This is a genomic window from Flavobacterium esculini (genome assembly GCF_048284325.1).
Taxonomy (GTDB): domain Bacteria; phylum Bacteroidota; class Bacteroidia; order Flavobacteriales; family Flavobacteriaceae; genus Flavobacterium.
Genome location: NZ_JBLVPI010000013.1, coordinates 53,141 through 75,910 on the forward strand (window position 1 = coordinate 53,141; position 22,770 = coordinate 75,910).

The following is a 22,770-nucleotide window of genomic DNA, read 5'->3' on the forward strand; positions in this document are numbered from 1 at the left end:
TTCAAAATAAAATTCTTAAAAGGCCATTTTAATAAAAATAGGCCAATATAAAATTGCTTAATAATTTCATATTGCCCTAAAGCTAATTATTGTCTTTAATTGCGCTATTTTACAATTGCATCATAAATCACTTCTTGAATATCTTCTCGAATATTTTCTTTTGATAATTTATTTTCAGTAGCCAATGGAAAAGTTCTATTGGACAAAAACACATACACGATTTGTGTTTCAGGATCAGCCCAAGCCATCGTGCCGGTAAAACCAGTATGTCCAAAACTAGTCATTGAAGCACAACCACAGGTAGGACCCGCTGTGCCTAATTGAGGTTTATCAAAACCAATACCTCTCCTATTTCCTGCAGCACAAAAATAACAAGTATTGAAATCATTGAATGTTTTCTCGGAAAAATACTGGTGATTGCCATAATTCCCTTTTTGCAAATACAATTGCATAATTTTAGCCACATCCATTGCATTAGAAAAAACACCGGCATGTCCTGAAACACCGCCTTCTAGAGCAGCCGATAAATCATTGACATATCCCTGCAAAATTTGATGGCGAAAATAAGTGTCCATTTCTGTTGGAGGAATTCTGTTTTTATCAAACTTATTCAATGGATTAAAAGTCGAATTATTCATTCCGAGCGATTGATAGAAATTCTCTTGAATTAAATCCTCTAATTTTTTACCCGTTGCATTTTCTAAATAATCTTTAAGGATCATGAAAGTAAGATCACTGTATTTGTATTCTTTTTTTAATGACAATTTACTTTTAACAATCATTTTCATTATCGTGTCATGAAAATCATTTCTTATAAAAAGACTGTCTCCCATTTTTTTAGAAAATTGCTCCTCAGCAACTTTTCTAAAATAGGTTTCAGAAGGAAATTTCGACTTATCCATGGTAGCTTTATAAAAAGAAAGCCCAGCAACAAGTCCAGCATAATGAGATAATAATTCTTTGAAATGAATGTCTTCTTTATTCGAATTTTTAAAGATTTGAGACATGGTTCCCAATGTCGTTTCCATATTAATTTTTTGCTGATCATATTGTTGCATCACATTAGGCAAAGTAGCCAGAATCTTTGTTAATGATGCAACATCATAAATATCTGAATCCAAAACCTTTAAATCGTTATTGTAGGTGTGATATCCAAATGATTTTTGGTAAATCACTTTCCCATTTCTAGCCACAAGCACCTGAATTCCTGGAGTCATTTTAGCACTAATCGCTTTTTTGGCAATCAAATCAATTTTTGATAAAATGCTAGAATTCATTCCTACATTTTCTGGAGTCGTAAATCCCAATCGGTTCAATTTTTCAGTTGTTAAACCATCATTAACTTTGAAATTTGTATTGATGGATACCGGCAATTTACCTTTAGCCTCAATGGCTCCAAAAATCAATTCAGCGGAAACAACTTGTGCAATATCGCTATTTTGATAGGAAACAACTAATCCTTCGATATCTTCAAAATTTGCAATAGGTAATAAGGAATAGGGTTTAGTAAAAATATCCAAAACAACATTATTATTACGGGCTAAATAATTGATTTTAAACAATTCATCAGAATTTAAATCTCCATTTTTAAAAGCGACATCTGACTTATGATACCCTATTATTACCGTTGTGAATGGTTTCAATTTTACTTGTAAACTATCCAGATTAGTATCTGAAATGACCGTTACATCTGCATACTTTTTTAGAGTGGAAATAAAAGAATTGTTGTTATCATCTCCTATTTTCACATAAGCGATCTTTTGTTTATCCAAATTTTTAATAGGCAAAACCGAAGCTGTATTTTTCAAAACAGTAATTGCATTTTCATACAATTCATACTGCAAAGCTTCGTTTTCCGCTGAATTTAAATCGGTAAACAAAGTAGCTGTTTCAATAGGTTTATAAGAATTCAATCCCGCTTTATATTTGAATTTCAATATTTTCTTTACGGAAGAAGCCAATCTTTCTTCACTAATTAAATTAGCAGAATACCCAATTTTAAATTTTTCAATAGCTGACGGAACATCTTCAGGAAATAATAAGATATCATTTCCAGCCATAAATGCTTCAAAATTTATTTCGCTGGGCATACTAGTATTACTGACAGCTTTCATATTCAAAGCATCAGTAAAAATAAGTCCTTTGAATCCCAATTCTTTTTGAAGAATATTCGTTACCACATTATAGGAAATCGATGAAGGATAATTCGATCTTGGTTCTAAACTAGGAATATTTAAATGTGCCACCATGACAGAAGAAAGTCCTTCGTGAAACATTTTTTTGTAAGGGTAAAATGCTACTTGTTGTAAATTTTCTTTGGAAGCATTAACTGTGGGTAATCCTTTATGCGAATCTATTTCCGTATCGCCATGACCAGGAAAATGCTTGCCGGTAGAATAGACACCTTGACTTTGAACCCCCTTCATTAATGCAATTGCTCGTTCAGTAACCTTATATTTATCCTCCCCAAAAGAGCGAAAACCAATAATTGGATTTCTTGGATTAGTATTAATATCAAGTACCGGTGCAAAGTTAAATTGCAAACCTAATCGTTTACTTTGTGCTCCCATTTGCACTCCAACTTTCTCAATCAATTTCATGTCTTGGATGGCTCCAAGAGTCATATTCCAAGGGTATCGAGAGGTCGAATCCAAACGCATGCTCAAACCCCATTCGGCATCATTACCAATAAATAATGGAATTTTTGACTTAGTTTGAAAACGATTACTAAGTTTTGCTTGACGAACCGGACCACCTTGAAAGAAGATTAATCCTCCAATTTTATTTTCCAGTATGAGTTTGTCAATTGCGTTGAAGTGCACAGTATCTTTATTGGAATAAGCAGCAACCATAAATAATTGCCCTATTCTTTCCTCCAGATTCATTGCATGATAAACACTATCGACCCATTTATTACCTTCCGGAGCTATTTCAAAAAGCGTCGGAATATCTGGACTTTTGCTGTCAAGCTTTTCTGCCGACGGGATGGTGGTTAGAATTACTTTAGGCTTATTAATTTTTGTACCAACACAACTAGTGGCAACAAAGAAAAATAAGACATAAAAAAGAACCATTTTGATGCCTATTTTTTTCATTGAACTATTTTTTAAAAAAAGCGACTATGCCAGCTATCCATGGCTGGAACTTCCCAAGATTCATTGTATTCTTCTATATTGTTAACCAAATTATTGAAAACGATTGTGTTTTCAGTAACGGCTTTATCTTTTACCATTTTCTTAAAATCAATCAGAGGCTTGTGAGCAATATGTTCCCCTAATTTGAAAGTCACATTCATTTTATCCAACAAATCGACATTGTATTTTTGTTCTAAACTTTGGATAAATTCTACAGAAGAATCTATAGAACAACCTGTTGCAGCCTGAACATCTTGATTTACGGCAATAATAATAAACCGGTTGTATTTTAATTGGTAAGATGATTCTAAACTGGTACCATGTGCAGCCCAACTTTCAAGAAAAAATTGCAAAGCAGTTTCGATTTCAGAAAACTCTTCATCCGAAAATTTTCTGTTCGATTGATAAATCCATATCTTGGATTCTTCTGGTAAATTTTCAAATGGGATATACATTATATTTATTTTAAATTTTGAATAAAAACAGAACCAAAATCTGATTTAATACTTCATTACAAATCTTGGGCGTTAGCAATTAACTCGGCAATGTCCATAACTTTTACATCTCCTTCTCTTTCCTTATTTTTAATACCATCAGTCATCATCGTATTACAAAAAGGACAACCCGCAGCAAGAATTTCTGGTTTTGTTTCTAATGCTTCTTCAGTTCTCTCAACGTTGATTTCCTTGTTTCCAGGTTCAGCATCTTTAAACATTTGCGCACCACCAGCGCCACAGCATAATCCGTTGGCTTTAGAACGTTTCATTTCTAATAATTCGGCATCTAATTTAAGAATCAAATCTCTAGGTGCTTCATATACATTATTGGCCCTTCCTAAATAACAAGGGTCATGAAAAGTAATCCGTTTTCCTTTGAATTGTCCTCCTTCAATAGTTAATCTTCCATCGTCTAATAGCGATTTTAAAAACTCTGTATGATGAATCACCTCATATTTTCCACCTAATTCTGGGTACTCATTTTTTAACGTATTAAAACAATGCGGACAAGCAGTAACAATTTTCTTTGCTTCATACCCATTGAGAACTTGAATATTCATCATCGCCTGCATTTGAAACAAAAACTCATTACCAGCCCTTTTAGCCGGATCTCCGGTGCAACTTTCTTCTGTACCAAGAACTGCGAAAGATACATTGGAACGATTTAAAATTCGTACAAATGCCTTCGTTATTTTTTTTGCTCTATCGTCAAAACTTCCTGCACAACCTACCCAAAATAAAACTTCAGGTTGTTTTCCTTGAGCTAGCATTTCGGCCATGGTTGGCACTATTAAACTTTCTGACATAATATTTTGTTGATTCGATTATTCGCTTAAACGTTTATTCGGTTATTCGTTGATTTGATTATTCGCGTAAGCGGTAATTTGTTGATTCGGTTTATCAGTTAAACAAATAACCAATTAAACAACTATTCATTTTTCCAATTCAAACGGTCTTGCTGATTGTATTGCCATGGTGCTCCATTATTTTCTATATTGGTCATCATTGCATTTATTGGCATTGGTGCTGCACTTTTTTCCATTACTAAATAGCGTCTCATATCCATAATAATAGAAAGAGGGCTTATACTTACCGGACATTCCTCAACACATGCATTACATGAAGTACATGCCCAAAGTTCTTCAGGCATAATATAATCATTCAATAATGATTTATTATCCGGAACAAAAACACCCTTATTAGCATCTATATTTCTTCCTACTTCTTCCAGTCTATCTCTTGTATCCATCATGATTTTACGAGGAGACAATTTTTTCCCTGTTATATTGGCAGGACATGCAGCCGTACATCGACCACATTCAGTACACGTATAAGCGTTCAATAATTGTACCCAATTTAAATCCTGAACATCACAGGCTCCAAACTTAGCAGGCAATTCGTTATCGGTAACTGGCGCAGCCGCAAACGGATCAGCGCTAGGATCCATCATCATCTTCACTTCTTTAGTAACTGATTCTAAATTATCAAATTGACCTTGTGGGTTTAAATTTGCAAAATAGGTGTTTGGAAAAGCCAATAGTATATGTAAGTGTTTTGAAAAATACAGATAGTTCATAAAAATTAAAATACCGGTAATATGCAGCCACCAAAATATTTCGGTAAGAAGCATCACTAACTCATTTGACATTCCATTAAACAATGGCGCAATAAATTGACTCACAGGAAATGAACCTGCTTTGATAAAATGAGAAAAGCCACCAGGTATATTTTGTAAGTGTAAATCTGAAGCATTCATTAATAAAAACAATATCATCAAAACAACTTCAAAATAAAGAATATAATTAGCATCCTTTTTAGGTGAACCTTCTAAATCAGAACTAGAAAATCGTTTCAATTTGATAATATTCCTTCTAATCCAAAAACTAAAAACAGCAACTAAAACTAAAAGAGCCAATATTTCAAATGAAGCAATCAATACATTATAAGCAGTACCTAAAAAAGCAAAAACTCTGTGAGTACCTAAAAGTCCATCAATAATTATTTCCAATAACTCTATATTGATGATTATAAATCCCACGTAAACAATAATATGAAGGACTCCTGCAACAGGTCTTTTTATCATTTTTGATTGTCCAAGAGCAATCATAGCCATATTTCCCCAACGCACTTTTGCGTTGTCTTTACGGTTTACTGCTACACCAAGATTTATATTTCGAATGATTTTTTTTATATTCATATAAAAATAACCAAAACCGATAACTAATAATATGGCAAATAATATATTATCTAAATAGCTCATATTGCTAATTTTTTTCTTTTATAATCGTATCATTTTTTGGAGCAACATAAGGCTTATTTTTCTTTCCAAATAAAGAAACATTCACATATCTTGTAGGAGCGAGTCTTATATCTTGCAATAACAATTCTAATTCTTTTGTTGTAGCTCTAATATTTTCGTAAAAAGCCTCATCATTTAATAATTTTCCCATAGAGCCTTTTCCTGATTCTAAACCACTCATAATACCGTCAACTCTTGCCAAGGTTTTATTTAGATTTTTGACAGTTTTACCCAAATCTGCTTTATTCAGTGAATCAGATATTTTAGAAAAATCACCTGTAATTTTATTAAAATTCTTAACAGCTCCTTGTATTTGAACTTTATTATCATCTAACAAAGTATTAACACTTACTGTAGCTATATGAAATTGCTCTATAGTCCTACTTAACTCTGCTAAACTAATTTTCAAATTTTCTTGACCATTTTTATCCAAAACATTGTTAATTCCTGATATTAATTTATCAGTGTTAGTCATTATTTTTTCTAATTTTTCCTGAAGAGGAGCTAATTGATCCCCTACTTTATCAGTAAGTCCTAATTTTGTATCTCCTTGAAGTTTCTGGCCATCAACGGCTAACGTTTTATCATTAAAATTCGGATTGATTGCAATTTGTTTTCCACCAATGAATCCAGGCTCATAAATAGAAGCAGTACTGGATTTTGAAATAGGAAAGTCTGTTTTCAATTGCAATTCAACTAGTAAATTACCTGTATTTTCATTAATTGTAATACTGCTTACTTTACCTATTATTAAACCGTTTAAAGTTACAGGAGCCGATGCTGCTAAACCTTCTACACTTTTATATTCAACATAAAACGTTTTGTAATTTGTAAAAAGGTCCCTACCTTTTAAAAAACTATAGCCCCAAATGAATAATAAAATAGATGCAATGACTAATATAGCAGTTTTAATTTCTCTCGTTATTTTCAAAATGTAATTTTTTTTGGCAAAATTAATGTAAAATATTTTAACTTGTACTTATTTATTTTAATGCTTCTTGAATACTAATTTTTTCTCCGTTTTTGAATGCAATCAGATACGCTGAAGTATATCCTTTTGATTTTGCAACTTCTAAATTCTGTTTTGCAATTTTATAATCAGAAGTTGTCCCATAGACATATTTATAAAAAGTTCCGTTATATGATGTTACCGAAACATTATATAATCCTTTAAAATTAACTGGATTCAATTTAATATTCTTGTTTCCGGCAGCAATTTGAACTTTAAAAACAACTCTTGAGGGCTCAGCAGTAGCATTGAATTCTGTAACCATTTTTTTTTCTTGAATCCTTTCAAATTTAGTGTTTTTTGAAGTATCTTTTATTCGATTTTTAGCTGTTTTTTCTGACGGATATTCTTTGTTATTTTGATCTTTTTCAATTCCAAAATACTCTTTTTTATACGTAATAATAGCATCTGCAATTGCTTCAGCCATATTATTTTGACCAATTTCTGAATTTAAGTAAAGGCCTTCTTCATTATTGGATAAAAATCCCAATTCAATCAACACACTCGGCATATAAGCTGCATCTAAAACCCATAACGGTGTTTGCTTGATGCCTCTTGATTTTCGATTCACTTTATTTCTAAAATTATTTTCAATTTTTGATGCCAAATTTATGCTCCTATTCAAATATTCTTCCTGTAAAATTTTTAGTCCAATCAGCGTTTCAGGATTTTTAGGATCAAACCCTTTATAAGTTTCTTTATAATCTTTTTCTAATAATATGACAGAATTTTCATTTTTAGCTATTTCCAAATTAGTGTTACTTCGAGCTAAACCCATTACAAATGTTTCTGACCCATAGGGAATTGGGTTTTTAACAGAATTGCAATGTATAGAAACAAATAAATTAGCATGAATACTATTCGCTATTTTTGGTCTATCAATTAATTCTATAAAAACATCCTTTTTTCTTGTATAAATAATGTGTATATCTTTATCTTTTTGAAGGTATTTTTCTAATTTTAAGGTAGTTTTAAGTGCTATTTCTTTTTCAACAAAACCATGATAAGAATTCCCTGGATCTTTACCACCATGACCCGCATCTAAAATAATTATAAATTTATGGTTGGATTGACAAAAAATATTTAGAGAAAAAAAAAGAAGAGAGGTAACTATTGCGGTTTTAATTTTTATAATTATTTCCAAAATTTAAGTATTTTGACAAATTTAATATAAATATTTTAACTCTTATTACTATTTAAGCGCTTCTTCAATGCTAATTTTCTCTCCATTTTTAAAAGCAATTAAAAAAGCAGAATTATATCCTTTATCTTTTGCTTCTTGTAATTGTTTTTTCGCCTCGTCATAATCAGCGGTTTCACCATACATATACTTATAAACCCTGTCATCATATTCTACAGAGATATTTTTTAGTCCTTTAAAATTTTTAGGTGCCAATTCTACTTTTCTTACACTAGCAGAAAGCTGTACCTTGAATAAAGCTGCAGAATTATCACTGTTTTTCAATGTTTTTTTAAGTTCGCCAGAATTGAAATTCCCTTTTGGTTTTGATTGAGAAGAGGTGTCTCTTATTGGTTTCTCAATAATTTTCTGAGAGGGCCTAACATCAATAACTTCAGTCTCCTCATTTCCATAATAATCTCTTTTATAACTTATGATTGCATCAGCAATTGCTCTGGCTATGTCATTTTGACCTTCTTCTGAATCTAGGATATTTCCTTCTGTGAAATTAGAAATAAACCCCATTTCAATTAATACTCTTGGCATATATGCTTTGTGCAACACCATATAAGGCGCTTGTTTAACCCCTCCACCTCTTATTTTTTTTCCTAACCTCTCAAATGCATCTTCCACTTTACTTGCCAATGAAATACTGTTATCTAAATATTCCTCTTGCATCAAAGTCATTCCTATCATCGTTTCTGGAGAATTTGGATCAAAACCTTCATATTTTTGTTTGTAATCTTTTTCTAAAGTAATAACGGAATTCTCTTTTTTAGCAGCCTCTAAATTTGAAGCTACTTTTGTCATACCCATTACGTAGGTTTCTGTACCATATCCCTCCGTATTTCTGTTTGCATTGCAATGTATAGAAACAAAAATATTAGCATCAGCACGGTTTGCAATATTGGCTCTTTCCACTAAATCAATAAAAACATCCGTTTTTCGGGTATAAATCACATCCATTTTAGGGGTAGCTTCTAAAATCCTTCCAACTTTCAACACCACAGCCAAAGCTATGTTTTTCTCGACATGTCCGTTATAAACTGCACCAAAATCATGAGCACCATGACCCGCATCTAATGTTACCTTAAATATATTGGATTGACTATAGGTCGAAAAAGAAACTATTGTAAAAAGAAGCGTAAATGTTATTTTTATTTTATATGAAATATGCATAAATACAAAAGTTAATTTTAATTAAAACACTACGGTTATAAATTCTTTATTTGATTATTTTTGACAAAAAATAATATGTAAGTTTGACATGTCAAAAAACAGGCCATAATTTTACAAAAATAGCATTTAAACCTTTGCATACAAACTTATTTAATATCGTTTTATTATCAATTTTCCTAACATTAGGGTCTGGTAAATTATATTCCCAAGATATAACAAAAAAAACAACAGCTATACCTACTAAAAAACAAACAGACAGCCCCATAACCATTGTTAACAATACTGGAAAGTTGACTGAAATTGTAAAAAAAGAGACCGATTCTATAAAAAAAGACAGCATAAAACCAAAAAAAGCATTTCTTGATGGAAAAGTAAAATACAGGGCTGAAAAATATGTAAAATTAGATCAAAAGAAAAAACTTATTACTTTATACGATAAAGCGGAGCTGTATTATCAAGATATAGAATTGACATCAGGGATTATCGTCATGGATTATGAAAAAAATGAAGTCTACGCTGGTCGAATAAAAGATTCTACAGGAGCATATACACAATATCCGAATTTTAAGCAAGGTGCAAATGTGGTGGAGCCTGACTCGATTCGTTTTAATTTTAAAACAAAAAAAGCTTTAATTTGGAATTCCAGATCTGATCAGGGAGAGTTTAAAGTAAAAGCAGCTATTACTAAAAAAGAAAACGATTCGGTTTATTTCCTAAAAGGCGCCCGCTTTACAACATCTACAGATGTAGATAATCCGGAATATTATTTCCAAACCAACAAAGTAAAATTTATTCCCGGCAAAAAAGTTATTACAGGTTTAACCAATATGGTTATTGCCAATGTTCCAACACCAATAGCTTTGCCTTTTGCTTTTTTCCCAATGAGTAAAGAAACCAGCATATCTGGATTGATTTTACCTAGTTATAATGATTCTAATACGAGAGGTTTTTCTTTACAAAATGGAGGTTATTATTTTGCACTCAGTGATAATTATGATTTAACCGTTTTAGGAGATTATTACACTAACGGTAGTTACGGGCTGCGCTTTGAATCAAGTTATGCTAAACGGTATAAATATCGTGGTAATGTAAATGTACGGTTTGAAAATTTAATCTCGAGCGAAAGAGGATATCCAGATTACTCCAAACAGAAAATCTACAACATCCAATGGTCTCATTCTAAAGATTCTAAATCAACTCCAAACTCGAGTTTTTCTGCTTCGGTAAATCTTGGAAGCAGTAAGTATTTTAGGCAATCTATAAATCAAGCCAATATTGGTTCTAACCTTAATAATACCTTAAGCTCATCGATTTCTTATAGTAAAACATTCAATTCAGTACCGCAAGTTAGAATGTCATTGACAGCAACACATTCTCAAAATACCCAAACTGAAGAAATCAATATGACTTTACCAACACTGCAATTAAGTGTGGATCGTATATACCCTTTTGTTGGAAAAGACGGTGTCAAAAAAGGATTTTTTAAAAATATCAATCTACAATATAATTTAAACGGTAGAAACAGCATAGTTACCAATGACTCTTTATTCTTTAAACCTCAAATGTTTAGAGATGCAAAAACGGGTATCGAACACACTATTCCATTGAGTACCAATTTTAAATTATTTAAATATTTCAGCGCTTCTACATCTCTTAATTATAGAGAAGTTTGGTATGCAAAAACTATTAAAAGAAGCTATGATGAAGACCAAAGCAAAGTAGTTGATAATATACAAAATGGTTTTGACGCCTTTAGAACATACTCGTTTTCATCAAGTTTAGGAACTACTATATACGGGACATTCAATTTTGGAGCCGATAAAAAAATAAAATCTATTCGACACGTGATGCGTCCATCTGTTTCGTATGGCTATACCCCTAGTTTTGAAAAATATTATGACACCTATGCCTCTGATGCAACCGGAACTATGACAAAACAATATTCTCGATTTGAATCTGGGATTTTTGGAGCCCCAGGCATCTCAAATTCAAACACTTTAGGTTTAGATTTAAGCAATACATTTGAAGCTAAAGTTATCGACAAGGACAGTACTAAGGTTGAACCAAAAAAGATAATGCTACTAAACAATCTAAATCTTTCAACCAGTTATAATCTTAATGCTGATGGTAAAACGTCCCTTGCTTGGTCACCAGTAAGAGTAAGTGGAGGTACACAACTTTTTGAAAACAAAATGAATGTGAATTTTGGAGCTACTTTAGACCCTTATGCAATTGATAATTCAGGTGCCCGAATTAATATCTATAATATTGATAATGGAGGAAGCTTATTTAGAATGACAAGTGCAAATATGACTTTAAATTATTCGCTTTCAAGCAAAGAAAAAGATAAAACTAAAGACAAAAACGTTCAAAGCGAAAGAAACGGTGGTCGAGAAGATGATCTATTTGGAAAAAATACTGATTTAAACGATACTCGAAAAAGTCAATTTGATGAAACTGAAAAAGGTGAAGATAAAATTACTGAATTTTTCAGCTCTAAACTGCCTTGGGATATGACATTTGCCTATTCACTCACTTACGGAAATAACAATCGAGAAAAGAAGATTATTGGTAATTCCATAATGGTCTCTGCAAATGCAGATATAACTCCTAAATGGAAAGCAGGTGTGTCAACAGGCTATGATTTTGTACAAAATGGAGTTACATTCACCCAACTTCGTTTTGAAAGAGATTTATTAAGCTGGAGAATGGACTTTAACTGGACACCTTTTGGAACAAATGCAAATTGGAGTTTCTTCATTGGGATAAAATCAGGCGTATTAAGTGATATAAAATGGGATAAACGAAGCAATACAAACAGATAATTACTTAGCCCCATTCTTGAATAAAATAAATATTGAAAATTTTCATTCTATACAACAGACTATTTTAAGAAAATTAAAATAACGTTATATTGCCTTTCAAACATAAATTAATTCATCTATTTTATGAAAAAAATAATTTTTACCGAAAATGCTCCTGCACCAATTGGCCCATACAATCAAGCTGTTCTTAAAGGAAATACGCTGTACACATCTGGACAAATTGCAATAAATCCAGCTACAGGAGAATTAGTTACAACTACTATTGAAGCTGAAACCGAACAAGTGATGGAAAACATGAAAGCAGTTTTAGAAGCTGCTGGAATGACATTTGAAAATGTATTAAAAACTACAATATTCATAATGGACATGAATGATTTTGGAAAAATAAATACCATTTACGGGTCTTATTTTAACGAAAAAACCGCTCCAGCTCGTGAAACGGTTCAAGTGGCTTGTTTGCCTAAAAATGTAAATGTAGAAATTTCTATGATTGCAATGCTATAGCATTTAGCAGTAATTGTGCCGTTGCCTCATTTGTAGCTAATGGCACATTATGCACATCACAAACACGAATTAGCATATTGATATCAGCTTCATGAGCATGGCTCGACAATGGATCTTTAAAAAAGAAAACCATTTGAGTTTTACCTTCAGCAACTCTGGCTGCAATTTGTGCATCACCTCCAAGAGGACCTGAAAGCATTTTTATTACTTTGAAACCTGAATTTTCGGCTTTACCACCAGTCGTTCCAGTTGCAATTAATCTTATTTTTTCTTCTTGTAAAACAGTTTTGTTCTTTTCTAAAAACTGAACCAAGTCAGCTTTTTTACCATCATGTGCAATAATTGCAATTTCCATAAATTATTTATTTGCTATATGATACGCAATAAGTCCATCAATTGGTCTTCTTAGTACGTTACCTAATTTCAATTCATATTTGTCGAAAGTCTCTTGCAGCTCATCTTTTAAATAAAATGCAATTGAACCTACGAAGTGAACAGGTACTTCTTTGCAATTATCATATTGTTTAATATAATTTTTTACAAAAGATTTCATTCCTTTGAAAATTATTTTTCTACAAAACTCACTCTCTTTATGCTGAATTAAGAACTTTGCAAATGTTGCTAAATAAGCATTTGGATTTGGTTCTTTATATAATTTGCTTTTAACGGAGTCAGGATCTAAATCGTATTCTTTTTCAAATTCTACTGCCAATTCTTTTGGCATTTTATTGAAATAATATTTTCTTATTAATTCTTTTCCAAAAACATTACCACTACAATCATCCATTACTATATAACCCAATGATTGCACTTTTTGATGTAATTCTTTTCCATCAAAATAGCTACAGTTAGATCCCGTGCCTAAAATACTAACAATCGCTTTTTCACCTTTAGGTGTCGTAGCATAAACTGCAGCATACGTATCCTCTTCAACTACAATAATTGCGTTAGGAAAATAGTTTTGAAAAATTTGTGAAAGTGAAACTTTCATTCTTTCGGTTCCACAACCTGCACCATAAAAAAATAAATGTGTGGCTTCTTTTTTATTTTGCAAAATATCAAAACGATCATTTAATCGTTCAATAATTTCATCTCCTTCTAGAATTTCCGGATTTAATCCCAGTGTTTGTGTTGTGAACAATACTTTTCCGGCATCGTCTATCGCAATCCAATCGGCTTTGGTAGAACCACTATCAACTAATAATCTCATTTTCTTGGTTTTTTTGGTTTTTTTGTATTTTGATTTACTTCTTTAAAATGCGTGCAGTATAAAATTTACATTAAAAAAAGTAAACAAAAAATAAAATCCCGTTAAATATAAATATAACGGGATTTGTAAATATAAAGAATTATTTTAAACCTGCAATGTGTACAGATAAATCAATTAATTTGCTAGAATAACCATATTCATTATCATACCAAGAGATGATTTTGAAAAAAGTAGAGTTCAATCCAATTCCTGCATTAGCATCAATGATAGATGTTCTTGAATCAGAAACGAAATCTTGAGAAACAACTAAATCTTCAGTATATCCTAAGATACCTTTCATTGTAGTTTCAGATGCATTTTTCAATACAGCCATAATTTCTTCGTAAGTAGTTTCTTTTTCAACTTTTACAGTTAAATCAACTACAGAAACATCCGTTGTAGGAACACGCATTGACATACCAGTTAATTTTCCGTTCAATGAAGGAATAACTTTCCCTACCGCTTTAGCAGCACCTGTAGAAGATGGGATGATGTTACATGAAGCAGCACGTCCACCTCTCCAGTCTTTTCTAGAAGGACCATCCGTAGTCATTTGAGTTGAAGTTGTTGCGTGAACAGTAGTCATCAACGCTTCAACAATTCCAAAGTTATCATTAATAACTTTAGCTAATGGAGCCAAGCAGTTAGTAGTACAAGATGCATTAGAAACAACCATATCAGTTGCTAAAGCTTCCTCATGGTTTACTCCCATTACAAACATTGGAGCATCAGCAGAAGGAGCAGAAATAATTACTTTCTTAGCACCACCTTTGATGTGCTCGTTTGCAGTTTCAATAGTTGTAAAGAAACCTGTACATTCAGCAACTACATCAACATCAACTTCATTCCATTTTAAATCTGCAGGATTTCTTTCAGCAGTAATACGGATGTTTTTTCCGTTTACAAAAAGTTTTCCATCTATAACTTCAACAGTTCCATTGAAACGACCGTGAACTGAATCATATTTTAATAAGTAAGCTAAGTGATCTACATCTAATAAATCATTGATTGCTACAACTTCTACATTATCTCTGTTGAAAGACTCTCTGAATACAATTCTTCCAATTCTTCCAAAACCGTTTATTCCTAATTTTACTTTTGACATTTTAATTTAATTTTTATTTGTATTTATTTAACTTATATAAAGTCTAATTTGCTCACAATAAACGTTAACCTATCCTAGGTTGACATTATATCTGAAACTCTTAATAACTCTCTATCAATTTCTGTTTTACCTTTAATGGCTTGTTCTAATGGTGTTAAGGTAACTTTATCGCTTTGTAAACCAACCATATAACTTGACTTCCCTTCTAATAATGATTCAACAGCTTTTACTCCTAATCTACTGGCTAAAACCCTATCGAAACATGATGGTGAACCACCACGCTGCATATGACCCAGAACAGAAACTCTCACATCATACTCCGGTAAATTAGCTTCAACATAATCTTTTAATTCGAATACGTTTTTACCTATTTTATCGCCTTCTGCAATCACAACGATACTGGATGACTTTCCTGAAGCTTTACTTTTTTGTAATGATTCTAATAATCTTTCCAATCCTAAATCTTCTTCCGGTATTAGAATTTCTTCAGCTCCAGCTCCAATTCCTGCATTTAAAGCAATATGACCTGCGTCTCTTCCCATTACCTCTACAAAGAATAAACGGTTATGGGAACTTGCAGTATCTCTAATTTTATCAATTACATCTACTACCGTATTTAATGCGGTGTCATATCCTAAAGTATGGCTTGTACCAAAAATATCATTATCAATAGTACCTGGAATTCCCATAACTGGAAAGTCAAATTCACTATTAAATAATAGACCTCCGGTAAAAGTTCCATCTCCTCCTATTACAACTAAAGCATCAATTCCAGCTTTTACTAGATGTTCATGGGCTTTCTTTCTACCTTCAGGAGTTCTGAATTCTGATGAACGAGCCGATTTTAAAATCGTACCTCCTTTATTTACAATGTTGTTTACGCTACGAGGTCCCATTTCTTTGAAGTCACCTTCAATCATTCCTTGATATCCTCTGTATATTCCTATGCATTCTATGTTATGATAAGCACATGTTCGAACAACTGATCGTATTGCTGCATTCATTCCTGGTGAATCTCCACCTGAGGTTAGAACACCAACCTTTTTTATTGTTTTTGGCATTATTTAAGTATTAAAGTGTAAAATTAGCAAACATTCAGCACTTTTAAAGCTGCATTTTTTATAAATTAGCAAAGGGCTCTAAATTCAAACGTTTTCGTTAATAAGTTTTTAAAAAACCAAATTAAAACCTATTTTTTTTAACAAAATTAAAAAAAAATCAACAATTATTTGATAATTAACAATTAATAAGATTTTTATTCTTTTTTACAATTAGTAATAACTTGTGAGTAATCCAAATTTTAGTTAAAAGTAATATCGTGATTGATCCCCGAAAATCACGAGATAATTATAAAGTTAAAACACATATTACATCTTTACAATCTAGTCTTTCAAAATATCAAATAACCACAAGTATTAATCCTCTTTAGGAATTATAGCTTCCTGATTTGTTTTTTGCTTTTCTGTAGAAGGTTTTTTAGGGTTCGAAAAATTAATATAATCAGGCGATAAATTAGAATCTTGATCCTCCCCTGCACTTGTTTTAACCTCTCTTTCCAATTGATGTTTCTTAAATATTTTATTTACCAGTTCTTTAAAAGTATCAAAATCTACTTCATAAGAAACCCCTAAACCTTGCGTATATCCTATCCCCTGACCTATATAATTAATATCATTTTCTTTATTGAAAAGACGTAAATTCATAGTTCCGTCTTCATTAACTCTATAAAGGACTTCTAAATCCCCAACAATTGCTGATTCATTTATTCCTCCAAAAGGAACACCCACTTTACCATTAATCGTAATTCTTTCATTAATTTTTGATGAAATCGTCGCTACAAATCTTCCGTCGGTTTCTCTTCCTATTCTTTTATCTGCACCTATAAAATTAATTCCAACTTTGAATTTTTCATTGTCCGTTTGAATTATTCCTCCTAATAAGCTTGTTGCGGTTTCAAAGAGACTTCCAGAAAAGTCAGATTGGTTTACTCCTTCCGGACTTAAAAAACCACCTGACGATAATAAATACAAAGCTTGGGTTTGTCTCACATCTTTATCATTCAACTTGTATTGAATTTCTGATTTTAAAACATTACTAACCGTTGGGAATTCTATATTAAAATCGGGTTCAGGACTCGTTAAATCGCCGCGGAGACCTATAACAACTTCCACAGGAACTTTAGTGTTAAACGAAGAATTTTCTAATAATACAGCAGGATTTGCAGTAGTTTTATACACAGCCTCCAAATTTAATTGTGCTTTCATAGGATTGCCTTCCCAAGAAATTGAGCCGCCTTTTTTGACAGCAAACTTTTTATCGATTAATCCACCATATTTAAAGTTATAGGTTCCTTCATAAGCCTGGAAATCTCCCCACATATTAAATTTACCTAATGTGTTTATCTTAAATAACAAGGATCCAAAACCTTTTCCTTTCATTCCGTGTCCGGTATTTCTATCTAAAATAACTTCCACTTCTGCATTTGGAGTAATATCAAAATCAAACTCTAATTCAAGTCCTTTATAATTTCTGCTATTCTCAAAAATTCCTTTTTCGATATTATACTTTTCTTTTGGAGTCACAAAATGAATGAATTTATTATCACTTACACTCTCAGCATTATTAATAGGTATTTTTATTGCGGTTCCTTTTTCTGATTTTGCATCCACTTTTATAAATAAAGAATTCGTAGGTCCCTTTATCGTTGCGGTACCGTCTATAAACGCAGTACCATAATAAGCAGCATCATCACTGTCTTTTGTATCTAAAGCTAGAAGTCTTTTGGAATTAATGCTCAAATCTAATTTCCAATCGGCAAAATTTTTATGTTCGATACTTCCATTCAAAGTTCCCTTTGTGCCGTATTTTGTATCCGTTAATGTATTATTTCTAAACAAAAACTTTTCATCAACCAAGTCAATGATGGTTTTATCTTTTAATTCATAATCCACATTCAAATACGGAACAGTCAATCCAGCATTGTCAACAAAGAGACGCCCATTGATCTCAGGCTTTTTTAGATTTCCTTGAATCGTTGAATTCCCAGATACAAATCCTCTGATATTCGATAAAACTTCACCACCCAATGAACTCAATGTTCCCAAATTGAATTTCTCGAATTTTAGTTTTAAATCTAAAATTGTTTCCTTATTTACGATTTCAAAATTTCCGTCAGCATTAAATGATTCTAAATTTTCATTTTCGATATTGGAATTTATTGTAAACTTTTTGAAGTTTTCATCACCTTCAATACTAAAATTCAAAACACCTAAATCCGTTTTATTCAAATTCAAATGATCAATTACTATTGAGGCTGTTGGCTGATAAACATTTATATTTTGCTTATAATTTACTTCCCCATTTATATTTCCATTAAAAACAAACTTCTCGTTATCTGGTGTAATTTTGTTTAAATCAACATCTTTAAAAGTCAGCTTTAAATCTTTGTAGGAAGTATCTTTTAAATCTCCCATTAGCGAAATCTCTTGATCTTCGTGCGACAATATTATATTATCAATATTGAAGTTTTTAAACGCCTTGTCAAAAACAATTTGGTTATCAGGTGTGTCTTTTGCATTCAAAAACCACAGATAATCCTTAAATTTAATCTCTGATTTACTGATTCCTACAACATTTTTATTGGCTGCATTTATGGTATGATATAAATTTAAATTATAATAATCCTCTCCTTTTACTCCTCCTTTAAATTCAGAACGAAAGTATAATGTATCTTTCATGGTTATATTTATCAAACTAAAATCTCGAATTTTATAATATTTAGTTTTCAGGCTATCTAATTCAATATAAGCATTATACAATGGATTTTTATTATCAACCGAAATTCTGATATTGTCAAAAGTATTATCCGAAGCAATTATTTTAGGCGAATTAAAATTGAGTTTGAATTCTTGATTATCCGAGTTAATATTTCCTTTAACGATGGTATTTGATCCAATAGAAATTTCGGGATAAAATATTTCAATAATTTTATTATAGATCGTAAAATCAAATTTAAGAAACTGTCCTTTTTTTACCTTAGCTGGTTTGTAATTCGTATAAAGGCTTCCCAAAGAATTGGTAATCATGTTTTTCAACTGATTGAATTCATATTTACCTACAATCTCGCCTTGAACAATATCCGGAGAATTTACGGTTATGGTTCGTACTCTATTCCGGTCAAAAGTTGAACTTATAGCAAAATCATCAAAATTATAAGTACCCTTCGCATTTTGATAAGATGTTTTATTAATATAAACATTTCCCTGAAAATTTTCGATATTATTTCCGGAAGCCTGAACTACAACATCACCTTTAAAAACAGAAACGGAATCTTTTACTAACTTTAATTTAGATAAATCTGCATTTTCAACATTAATATGAAAATCATATCGGCTGTCTTTTTTACTTAAATCCAATAAACCGTCAAAAGTCATACTCAAATTAGGATCATTTACAGAGACTTGTCCTTTGTAATTTGGCATTTTAAAAGTACCATTTACAACAACATTTGTGTACGTATAATTATTATACTCTATTTTGCTGATGTCCCCTTTAATAGCGGTATCTAAATATTTTTGCTTAAACCCTTTTCCATCCACATCAATATTCATGCTTACTCTCCCAACATCTTTTCTTTCGAATAAAGCACCGACATCAAAATTTTCTAAAATAACATTACCCACATAAGAAGCTTTGTCAATTACATCAATATTTTGTATTTCTAAGTTAGAAGTTACTTTTCCTAATGCGGTAATCATAGAGAAATCAGCTTCAACTACAGTGGTTGAAACGCTTGAGGTTCCTGAAGCTGAAAATCTACCTAATTTTTTCAAAGAAGTAGGTAATTTATTTCCTAAAATATTGGGTAATATGACTACCAAATTCTCGTAGGTAGAGGTTAACTTATCAAACTTTGCATACATGGAGAATTTTTGACCTTTTTTAGCAAACAGATTTTTAAAATTGATATCACCATTGATTTGTGTCTTTCTATCATCAACCAATTCTAAATTTTTAAATCTCAAATCATTAAGAGTCCCTTTAACACTTGTCTTAGTGTAAAAATGCTGGTTTTTACCTAATTCTTTATAAAAATAACGAATATCATTTGAAGCTATGGAAGCCGAATTCAATTTGATATCAAACTGAACTTTATCCGTAAAATTAGAGAAATCTTCAATTTTATAATTTAATACAACAGTCCCATTCAATATTGATTCCCTTGTTAGCAAATCAAGTTTTTCCAGTTTTAGGTACTTTTTTGAATAACTGAATTTTGAGCTTAAATTTTTTACATACAAACCACGAGAGTCTAAAAATGACATTTTATTAATCATAGTAGTCACATCCGGACCGTATATTTGAAAATCACTTACTGAAGCGTTAAGCTTAGTAAAATCGAGATCTTTTGGGTTTTCCCGATTATCATCTGTCAAAATAAAATGGCCATTAGTAATATAAACCTCTTCAGCAGATAACAAAAAATGCTTCCCTGATGGCTTCCCTTTACCAAAAGCAGCAATAAACTTATCTAGATTGGTTTCTTTTTCATTTTTATACGTTTTCATATTAAACAACAATCCGTCTAAACGCAATTCGCCAAAAATCAAATCGCCATCTAATAATTTTTTCCCTTCTAGAACATTCGTTTTTATGCGATTCGCATAAATTAAAGTATCCTTATGATGATCCAGAATTAATACTTTTTTGAATTTTACACCTCCAAAAACCGAGATGGCAACTTCATCTATAGAAATATTAATTCCAAAGTCTTTATTAATGCTTCGAACAAAATATTGGGCAATTTTTGTTTGAACATAAGGTGTAGAAAGGGCTATTCCAAGCACCAATAAAAGTAGGATAAGTCCAAGTAGAGAACGAAATACTATTTTTTTTAACTTTTTGATACTTATATAGTGTTTTAATTTTTTATAAAATTTTATTTTGCTTTTGGAAACAACAGTAGCTTTAATAAAAATTCTTTAATTTTGCCTTTTTATGTAAAAAAAGTTTTTACATAGGATTGTCAAATATAATTCAAAATTTGTGCCTTTTTATGCAAAATCCCGAGGTTTTTATTCTTGCAATCGAAAGTTCTTGCGACGATACGGCAGCAGCCGTTTTACAAAAGGACAAAGTACTTTCAAACATAGTGGCTAATCAATTGATTCACAATCAATATGGCGGTGTAGTTCCTGAACTTGCTTCTCGTGCACACCAACAAAATATAGTTCCCGTCATTGATGCTGCACTTCAAAAAGCAAATATACAAAAAGAACAGTTGTCAGCAATTGCTTTTACCCAAGGTCCTGGATTGATGGGTTCGCTTCTGGTAGGAAGTTCATTTGCAAAATCATTGGCATTAGCGTTAAAAATTCCTTTGATTGCAGTAAATCACATGCAGGCCCATATTTTAGCGCATTTTATTCATGAAGAAGGATTTGAAAAGCCTACCTTTCCTTTTTTGGCCCTGACCATAAGTGGCGGACATACCCAAATTGTGAAAGTGAACGATTTTTTTGACATGACAATTATTGGTGAAACTACTGATGATGCTGTAGGAGAAGCTTTTGATAAAAGTGCCAAAATACTGGGGCTTCCTTATCCAGGTGGACCTTTAATAGATAAATATGCTCAATTAGGGAATCCAAAAGCTTTTGCTTTTACAAAACCAAAAGTTCCCGGATTAGATTTTAGTTTTTCCGGTTTAAAAACCGCTATTTTATATTTTATTCAAAAGAAAAAACTAGAGAATCCAAATTTTATAGAAGAAAACCGAAATGACATTTGTGCCTCCATCCAATACACAATTATTGAAATTCTGATGGATAAATTAGAACTAGCCGTAAAGGAAACGGGAATAAAACAAATAGCAATTGGCGGAGGAGTTTCGGCTAATTCAGGAATAAGAAATGCTTTGGCGGAAGCCGAAAATAAATATGGATGGAAAACATTTGTTCCTAAATTTGAGTACACCACGGATAATGCTGCAATGATTGGAATTGTAGGTTACCAAAAATTTTTAACTGGAAATTTTGAGACTTCATCTGTTGTTTCTAAAGCAAGAATACAATTCTAAATTATGCAATTATTTTATAACCCAACGATCAACGAGACCACTAAAAACTTTTCTTTTGACAAAGAAGAAAGCAAACATATTATTAAAGTATTACGTAAAAAAGATAGCGATATTTTATATGTAACCAATGGTTTAGGACATTTATTTAAAACTGAAATCACTTTAGCTTCCGACAATAAATGCACAGTGAAAATCATTTCTTTTGAAAAGTCGGCACCTTCAAAATTTCATTTGCATTTAGCAGTTGCCCCAACTAAAATGAATGATCGCTTCGAATGGTTTTTAGAGAAGGCAACTGAAATTGGTATCCAAGAAATAACCCCTATTATTTGTGATCGTTCTGAACGAAAAGTAATCAATACCGAAAGATTTGATAAAATTATATTGACTGCCATGAAGCAATCTAATGTATTATTTCTACCAAAATTGAATGAGGCGATATCTTTCAAAGAGTTTATTAAACAAAAACAGGAAGGTCTAAATTTTATAGCGCATTGTGAGGAAACCAATAAAAAAACATTGAAATCTGCGTTAGAAGCAAATCAAAATGTTACTCTATTAATAGGACCAGAAGGCGATTTTACAGAAAAAGAAATCGAATCAGCACTTGAAGCCAATTACATTCCGGTTTCTTTAGGTAATACAAGATTACGCACAGAAACTGCCGCCATTGTTGCGTGTCATAGCGTTGTTTTTGTTAATGAAGAATAA

General features: G+C 31.6%; 16 protein-coding genes. 4 read left to right on the forward strand and 12 right to left on the reverse strand.

Features of this window, described 5'->3' with window-relative positions; translation table 11 throughout:
- Positions 1 to 104: 104 nt before the first annotated feature.
- The 7 genes from ACNQGG_RS12005 to ACNQGG_RS12035 all read right to left on the reverse strand — a co-directional run bounded on the left by ACNQGG_RS12005 (position 105) and on the right by ACNQGG_RS12035 (position 9,298).
- Positions 105 to 3,095: a glycoside hydrolase family 3 N-terminal domain-containing protein gene (locus ACNQGG_RS12005; RefSeq protein WP_417964279.1), complete on the reverse strand. Its 2,991-nt coding sequence runs from the start codon at positions 3,093 to 3,095 to the stop codon at positions 105 to 107.
- 11 nt (positions 3,096 to 3,106) lie between these two features.
- Positions 3,107 to 3,589: an ABC transporter ATPase gene (locus ACNQGG_RS12010; protein ID WP_417964281.1), complete on the reverse strand. Its 483-nt coding sequence runs from the start codon at positions 3,587 to 3,589 to the stop codon at positions 3,107 to 3,109.
- Positions 3,590 to 3,645: 56 nt separating this feature from the next.
- Positions 3,646 to 4,437: a (Fe-S)-binding protein gene (locus ACNQGG_RS12015; RefSeq protein WP_417964283.1), complete on the reverse strand. Its 792-nt coding sequence runs from the start codon at positions 4,435 to 4,437 to the stop codon at positions 3,646 to 3,648.
- A gap of 122 nt (positions 4,438 to 4,559) precedes the next feature.
- A complete protein-coding gene (locus ACNQGG_RS12020) occupies positions 4,560 to 5,891 on the reverse strand; it encodes a 4Fe-4S dicluster domain-containing protein (RefSeq protein ID WP_417964285.1) in 1,332 nt (443 codons plus the stop codon).
- Between the two features lie 4 nt (positions 5,892 to 5,895).
- Positions 5,896 to 6,861 carry an MlaD family protein gene (locus ACNQGG_RS12025; protein WP_417964287.1) on the reverse strand — a complete coding sequence of 322 codons (966 nt, stop codon included), beginning with the start codon at positions 6,859 to 6,861 and terminating at the stop codon, positions 5,896 to 5,898.
- Between the two features lie 52 nt (positions 6,862 to 6,913).
- Positions 6,914 to 8,083, reverse strand: a complete 1,170-nt coding sequence (locus ACNQGG_RS12030) for an N-acetylmuramoyl-L-alanine amidase family protein (protein WP_417964289.1) — start codon at positions 8,081 to 8,083, stop codon at positions 6,914 to 6,916.
- Between the two features lie 48 nt (positions 8,084 to 8,131).
- Positions 8,132 to 9,298 carry an N-acetylmuramoyl-L-alanine amidase family protein gene (locus ACNQGG_RS12035; protein WP_417964291.1) on the reverse strand — a complete coding sequence of 389 codons (1,167 nt, stop codon included), beginning with the start codon at positions 9,296 to 9,298 and terminating at the stop codon, positions 8,132 to 8,134.
- A gap of 83 nt (positions 9,299 to 9,381) precedes the next feature.
- Here ACNQGG_RS12035 and ACNQGG_RS12040 point away from each other — a divergent pair, with 83 nt between their 5' ends.
- The gene (locus tag ACNQGG_RS12040; RefSeq protein WP_417964293.1) at positions 9,382 to 12,123 is read left to right on the forward strand and encodes a putative LPS assembly protein LptD; all 2,742 of its coding nucleotides are present in this window, start codon (positions 9,382 to 9,384) and stop codon (positions 12,121 to 12,123) included.
- Between the two features lie 123 nt (positions 12,124 to 12,246).
- Positions 12,247 to 12,627 (forward strand): RidA family protein, encoded by a 381-nt coding sequence (locus tag ACNQGG_RS12045; protein WP_417964295.1) that lies wholly within the window; start codon positions 12,247 to 12,249, stop codon positions 12,625 to 12,627.
- Here the strand turns inward: ACNQGG_RS12045 and ACNQGG_RS12050 are convergent.
- From ACNQGG_RS12050 to ACNQGG_RS12070, 5 genes are all read right to left on the reverse strand, one after another.
- Entirely contained in the window at positions 12,608 to 12,982 is a 375-nt protein-coding gene (locus tag ACNQGG_RS12050) for a methylglyoxal synthase (RefSeq protein ID WP_417964297.1), read from the reverse strand. The genes ACNQGG_RS12045 and ACNQGG_RS12050 overlap by 20 nt on opposite strands.
- A 3-nt stretch (positions 12,983 to 12,985) precedes the next feature.
- On the reverse strand, positions 12,986 to 13,837 hold the full coding sequence (locus tag ACNQGG_RS12055; RefSeq protein WP_417964299.1) for an N-acetylglucosamine kinase: 852 nt from the start codon (positions 13,835 to 13,837) through the stop codon (positions 12,986 to 12,988).
- A gap of 139 nt (positions 13,838 to 13,976) precedes the next feature.
- The gene (gene gap, locus ACNQGG_RS12060; RefSeq protein WP_035672828.1) at positions 13,977 to 14,981 is read right to left on the reverse strand and encodes a type I glyceraldehyde-3-phosphate dehydrogenase; all 1,005 of its coding nucleotides are present in this window, start codon (positions 14,979 to 14,981) and stop codon (positions 13,977 to 13,979) included.
- A 74-nt stretch (positions 14,982 to 15,055) separates the two neighbouring features.
- Positions 15,056 to 16,042, reverse strand: a complete 987-nt coding sequence (gene pfkA / locus ACNQGG_RS12065) for a 6-phosphofructokinase (protein WP_417964301.1) — start codon at positions 16,040 to 16,042, stop codon at positions 15,056 to 15,058.
- A 354-nt stretch (positions 16,043 to 16,396) separates the two neighbouring features.
- Positions 16,397 to 20,827 (reverse strand): translocation/assembly module TamB domain-containing protein, encoded by a 4,431-nt coding sequence (locus ACNQGG_RS12070; RefSeq protein ID WP_417964414.1) that lies wholly within the window; start codon positions 20,825 to 20,827, stop codon positions 16,397 to 16,399.
- 209 nt (positions 20,828 to 21,036) lie between these two features.
- Here ACNQGG_RS12070 and tsaD point away from each other — a divergent pair, with 209 nt between their 5' ends.
- Complete coding sequence (tsaD, locus tag ACNQGG_RS12075) at positions 21,037 to 22,059, forward strand: tRNA (adenosine(37)-N6)-threonylcarbamoyltransferase complex transferase subunit TsaD (protein WP_417964303.1); 1,023 nt, start codon at positions 21,037 to 21,039, stop codon at positions 22,057 to 22,059.
- A 3-nt stretch (positions 22,060 to 22,062) separates the two neighbouring features.
- Complete coding sequence (locus ACNQGG_RS12080; RefSeq protein ID WP_417964305.1) at positions 22,063 to 22,770, forward strand: 16S rRNA (uracil(1498)-N(3))-methyltransferase; 708 nt, start codon at positions 22,063 to 22,065, stop codon at positions 22,768 to 22,770.

What these genes read in the sequence shown, in the direction of transcription:
- ACNQGG_RS12005 (WP_417964279.1), bottom strand. Translation starts at nt 3,095, where the DNA reads ATGAAAAAAATAGGCATCAAAATGGTTCTTTTTTATGTCTTATTTTTC.
- ACNQGG_RS12010 (WP_417964281.1), bottom strand. Translation starts at nt 3,589, where the DNA reads ATGTATATCCCATTTGAAAATTTACCAGAAGAATCCAAGATATGGATT.
- ACNQGG_RS12015 (WP_417964283.1), bottom strand. Translation starts at nt 4,437, where the DNA reads ATGTCAGAAAGTTTAATAGTGCCAACCATGGCCGAAATGCTAGCTCAA.
- ACNQGG_RS12020 (WP_417964285.1), bottom strand. Translation starts at nt 5,891, where the DNA reads ATGAGCTATTTAGATAATATATTATTTGCCATATTATTAGTTATCGGT.
- ACNQGG_RS12035 (WP_417964291.1), bottom strand. Translation starts at nt 9,298, where the DNA reads ATGCATATTTCATATAAAATAAAAATAACATTTACGCTTCTTTTTACA.
- ACNQGG_RS12045 (WP_417964295.1), top strand. Translation starts at nt 12,247, where the DNA reads ATGAAAAAAATAATTTTTACCGAAAATGCTCCTGCACCAATTGGCCCA.
- ACNQGG_RS12050 (WP_417964297.1), bottom strand. Translation starts at nt 12,982, where the DNA reads ATGGAAATTGCAATTATTGCACATGATGGTAAAAAAGCTGACTTGGTT.
- ACNQGG_RS12055 (WP_417964299.1), bottom strand. Translation starts at nt 13,837, where the DNA reads ATGAGATTATTAGTTGATAGTGGTTCTACCAAAGCCGATTGGATTGCG.
- gap (WP_035672828.1), bottom strand. Translation starts at nt 14,981, where the DNA reads ATGTCAAAAGTAAAATTAGGAATAAACGGTTTTGGAAGAATTGGAAGA.
- pfkA (WP_417964301.1), bottom strand. Translation starts at nt 16,042, where the DNA reads ATGCCAAAAACAATAAAAAAGGTTGGTGTTCTAACCTCAGGTGGAGAT.
- tsaD (WP_417964303.1), top strand. Translation starts at nt 21,037, where the DNA reads ATGCAAAATCCCGAGGTTTTTATTCTTGCAATCGAAAGTTCTTGCGAC.
- ACNQGG_RS12080 (WP_417964305.1), top strand. Translation starts at nt 22,063, where the DNA reads ATGCAATTATTTTATAACCCAACGATCAACGAGACCACTAAAAACTTT.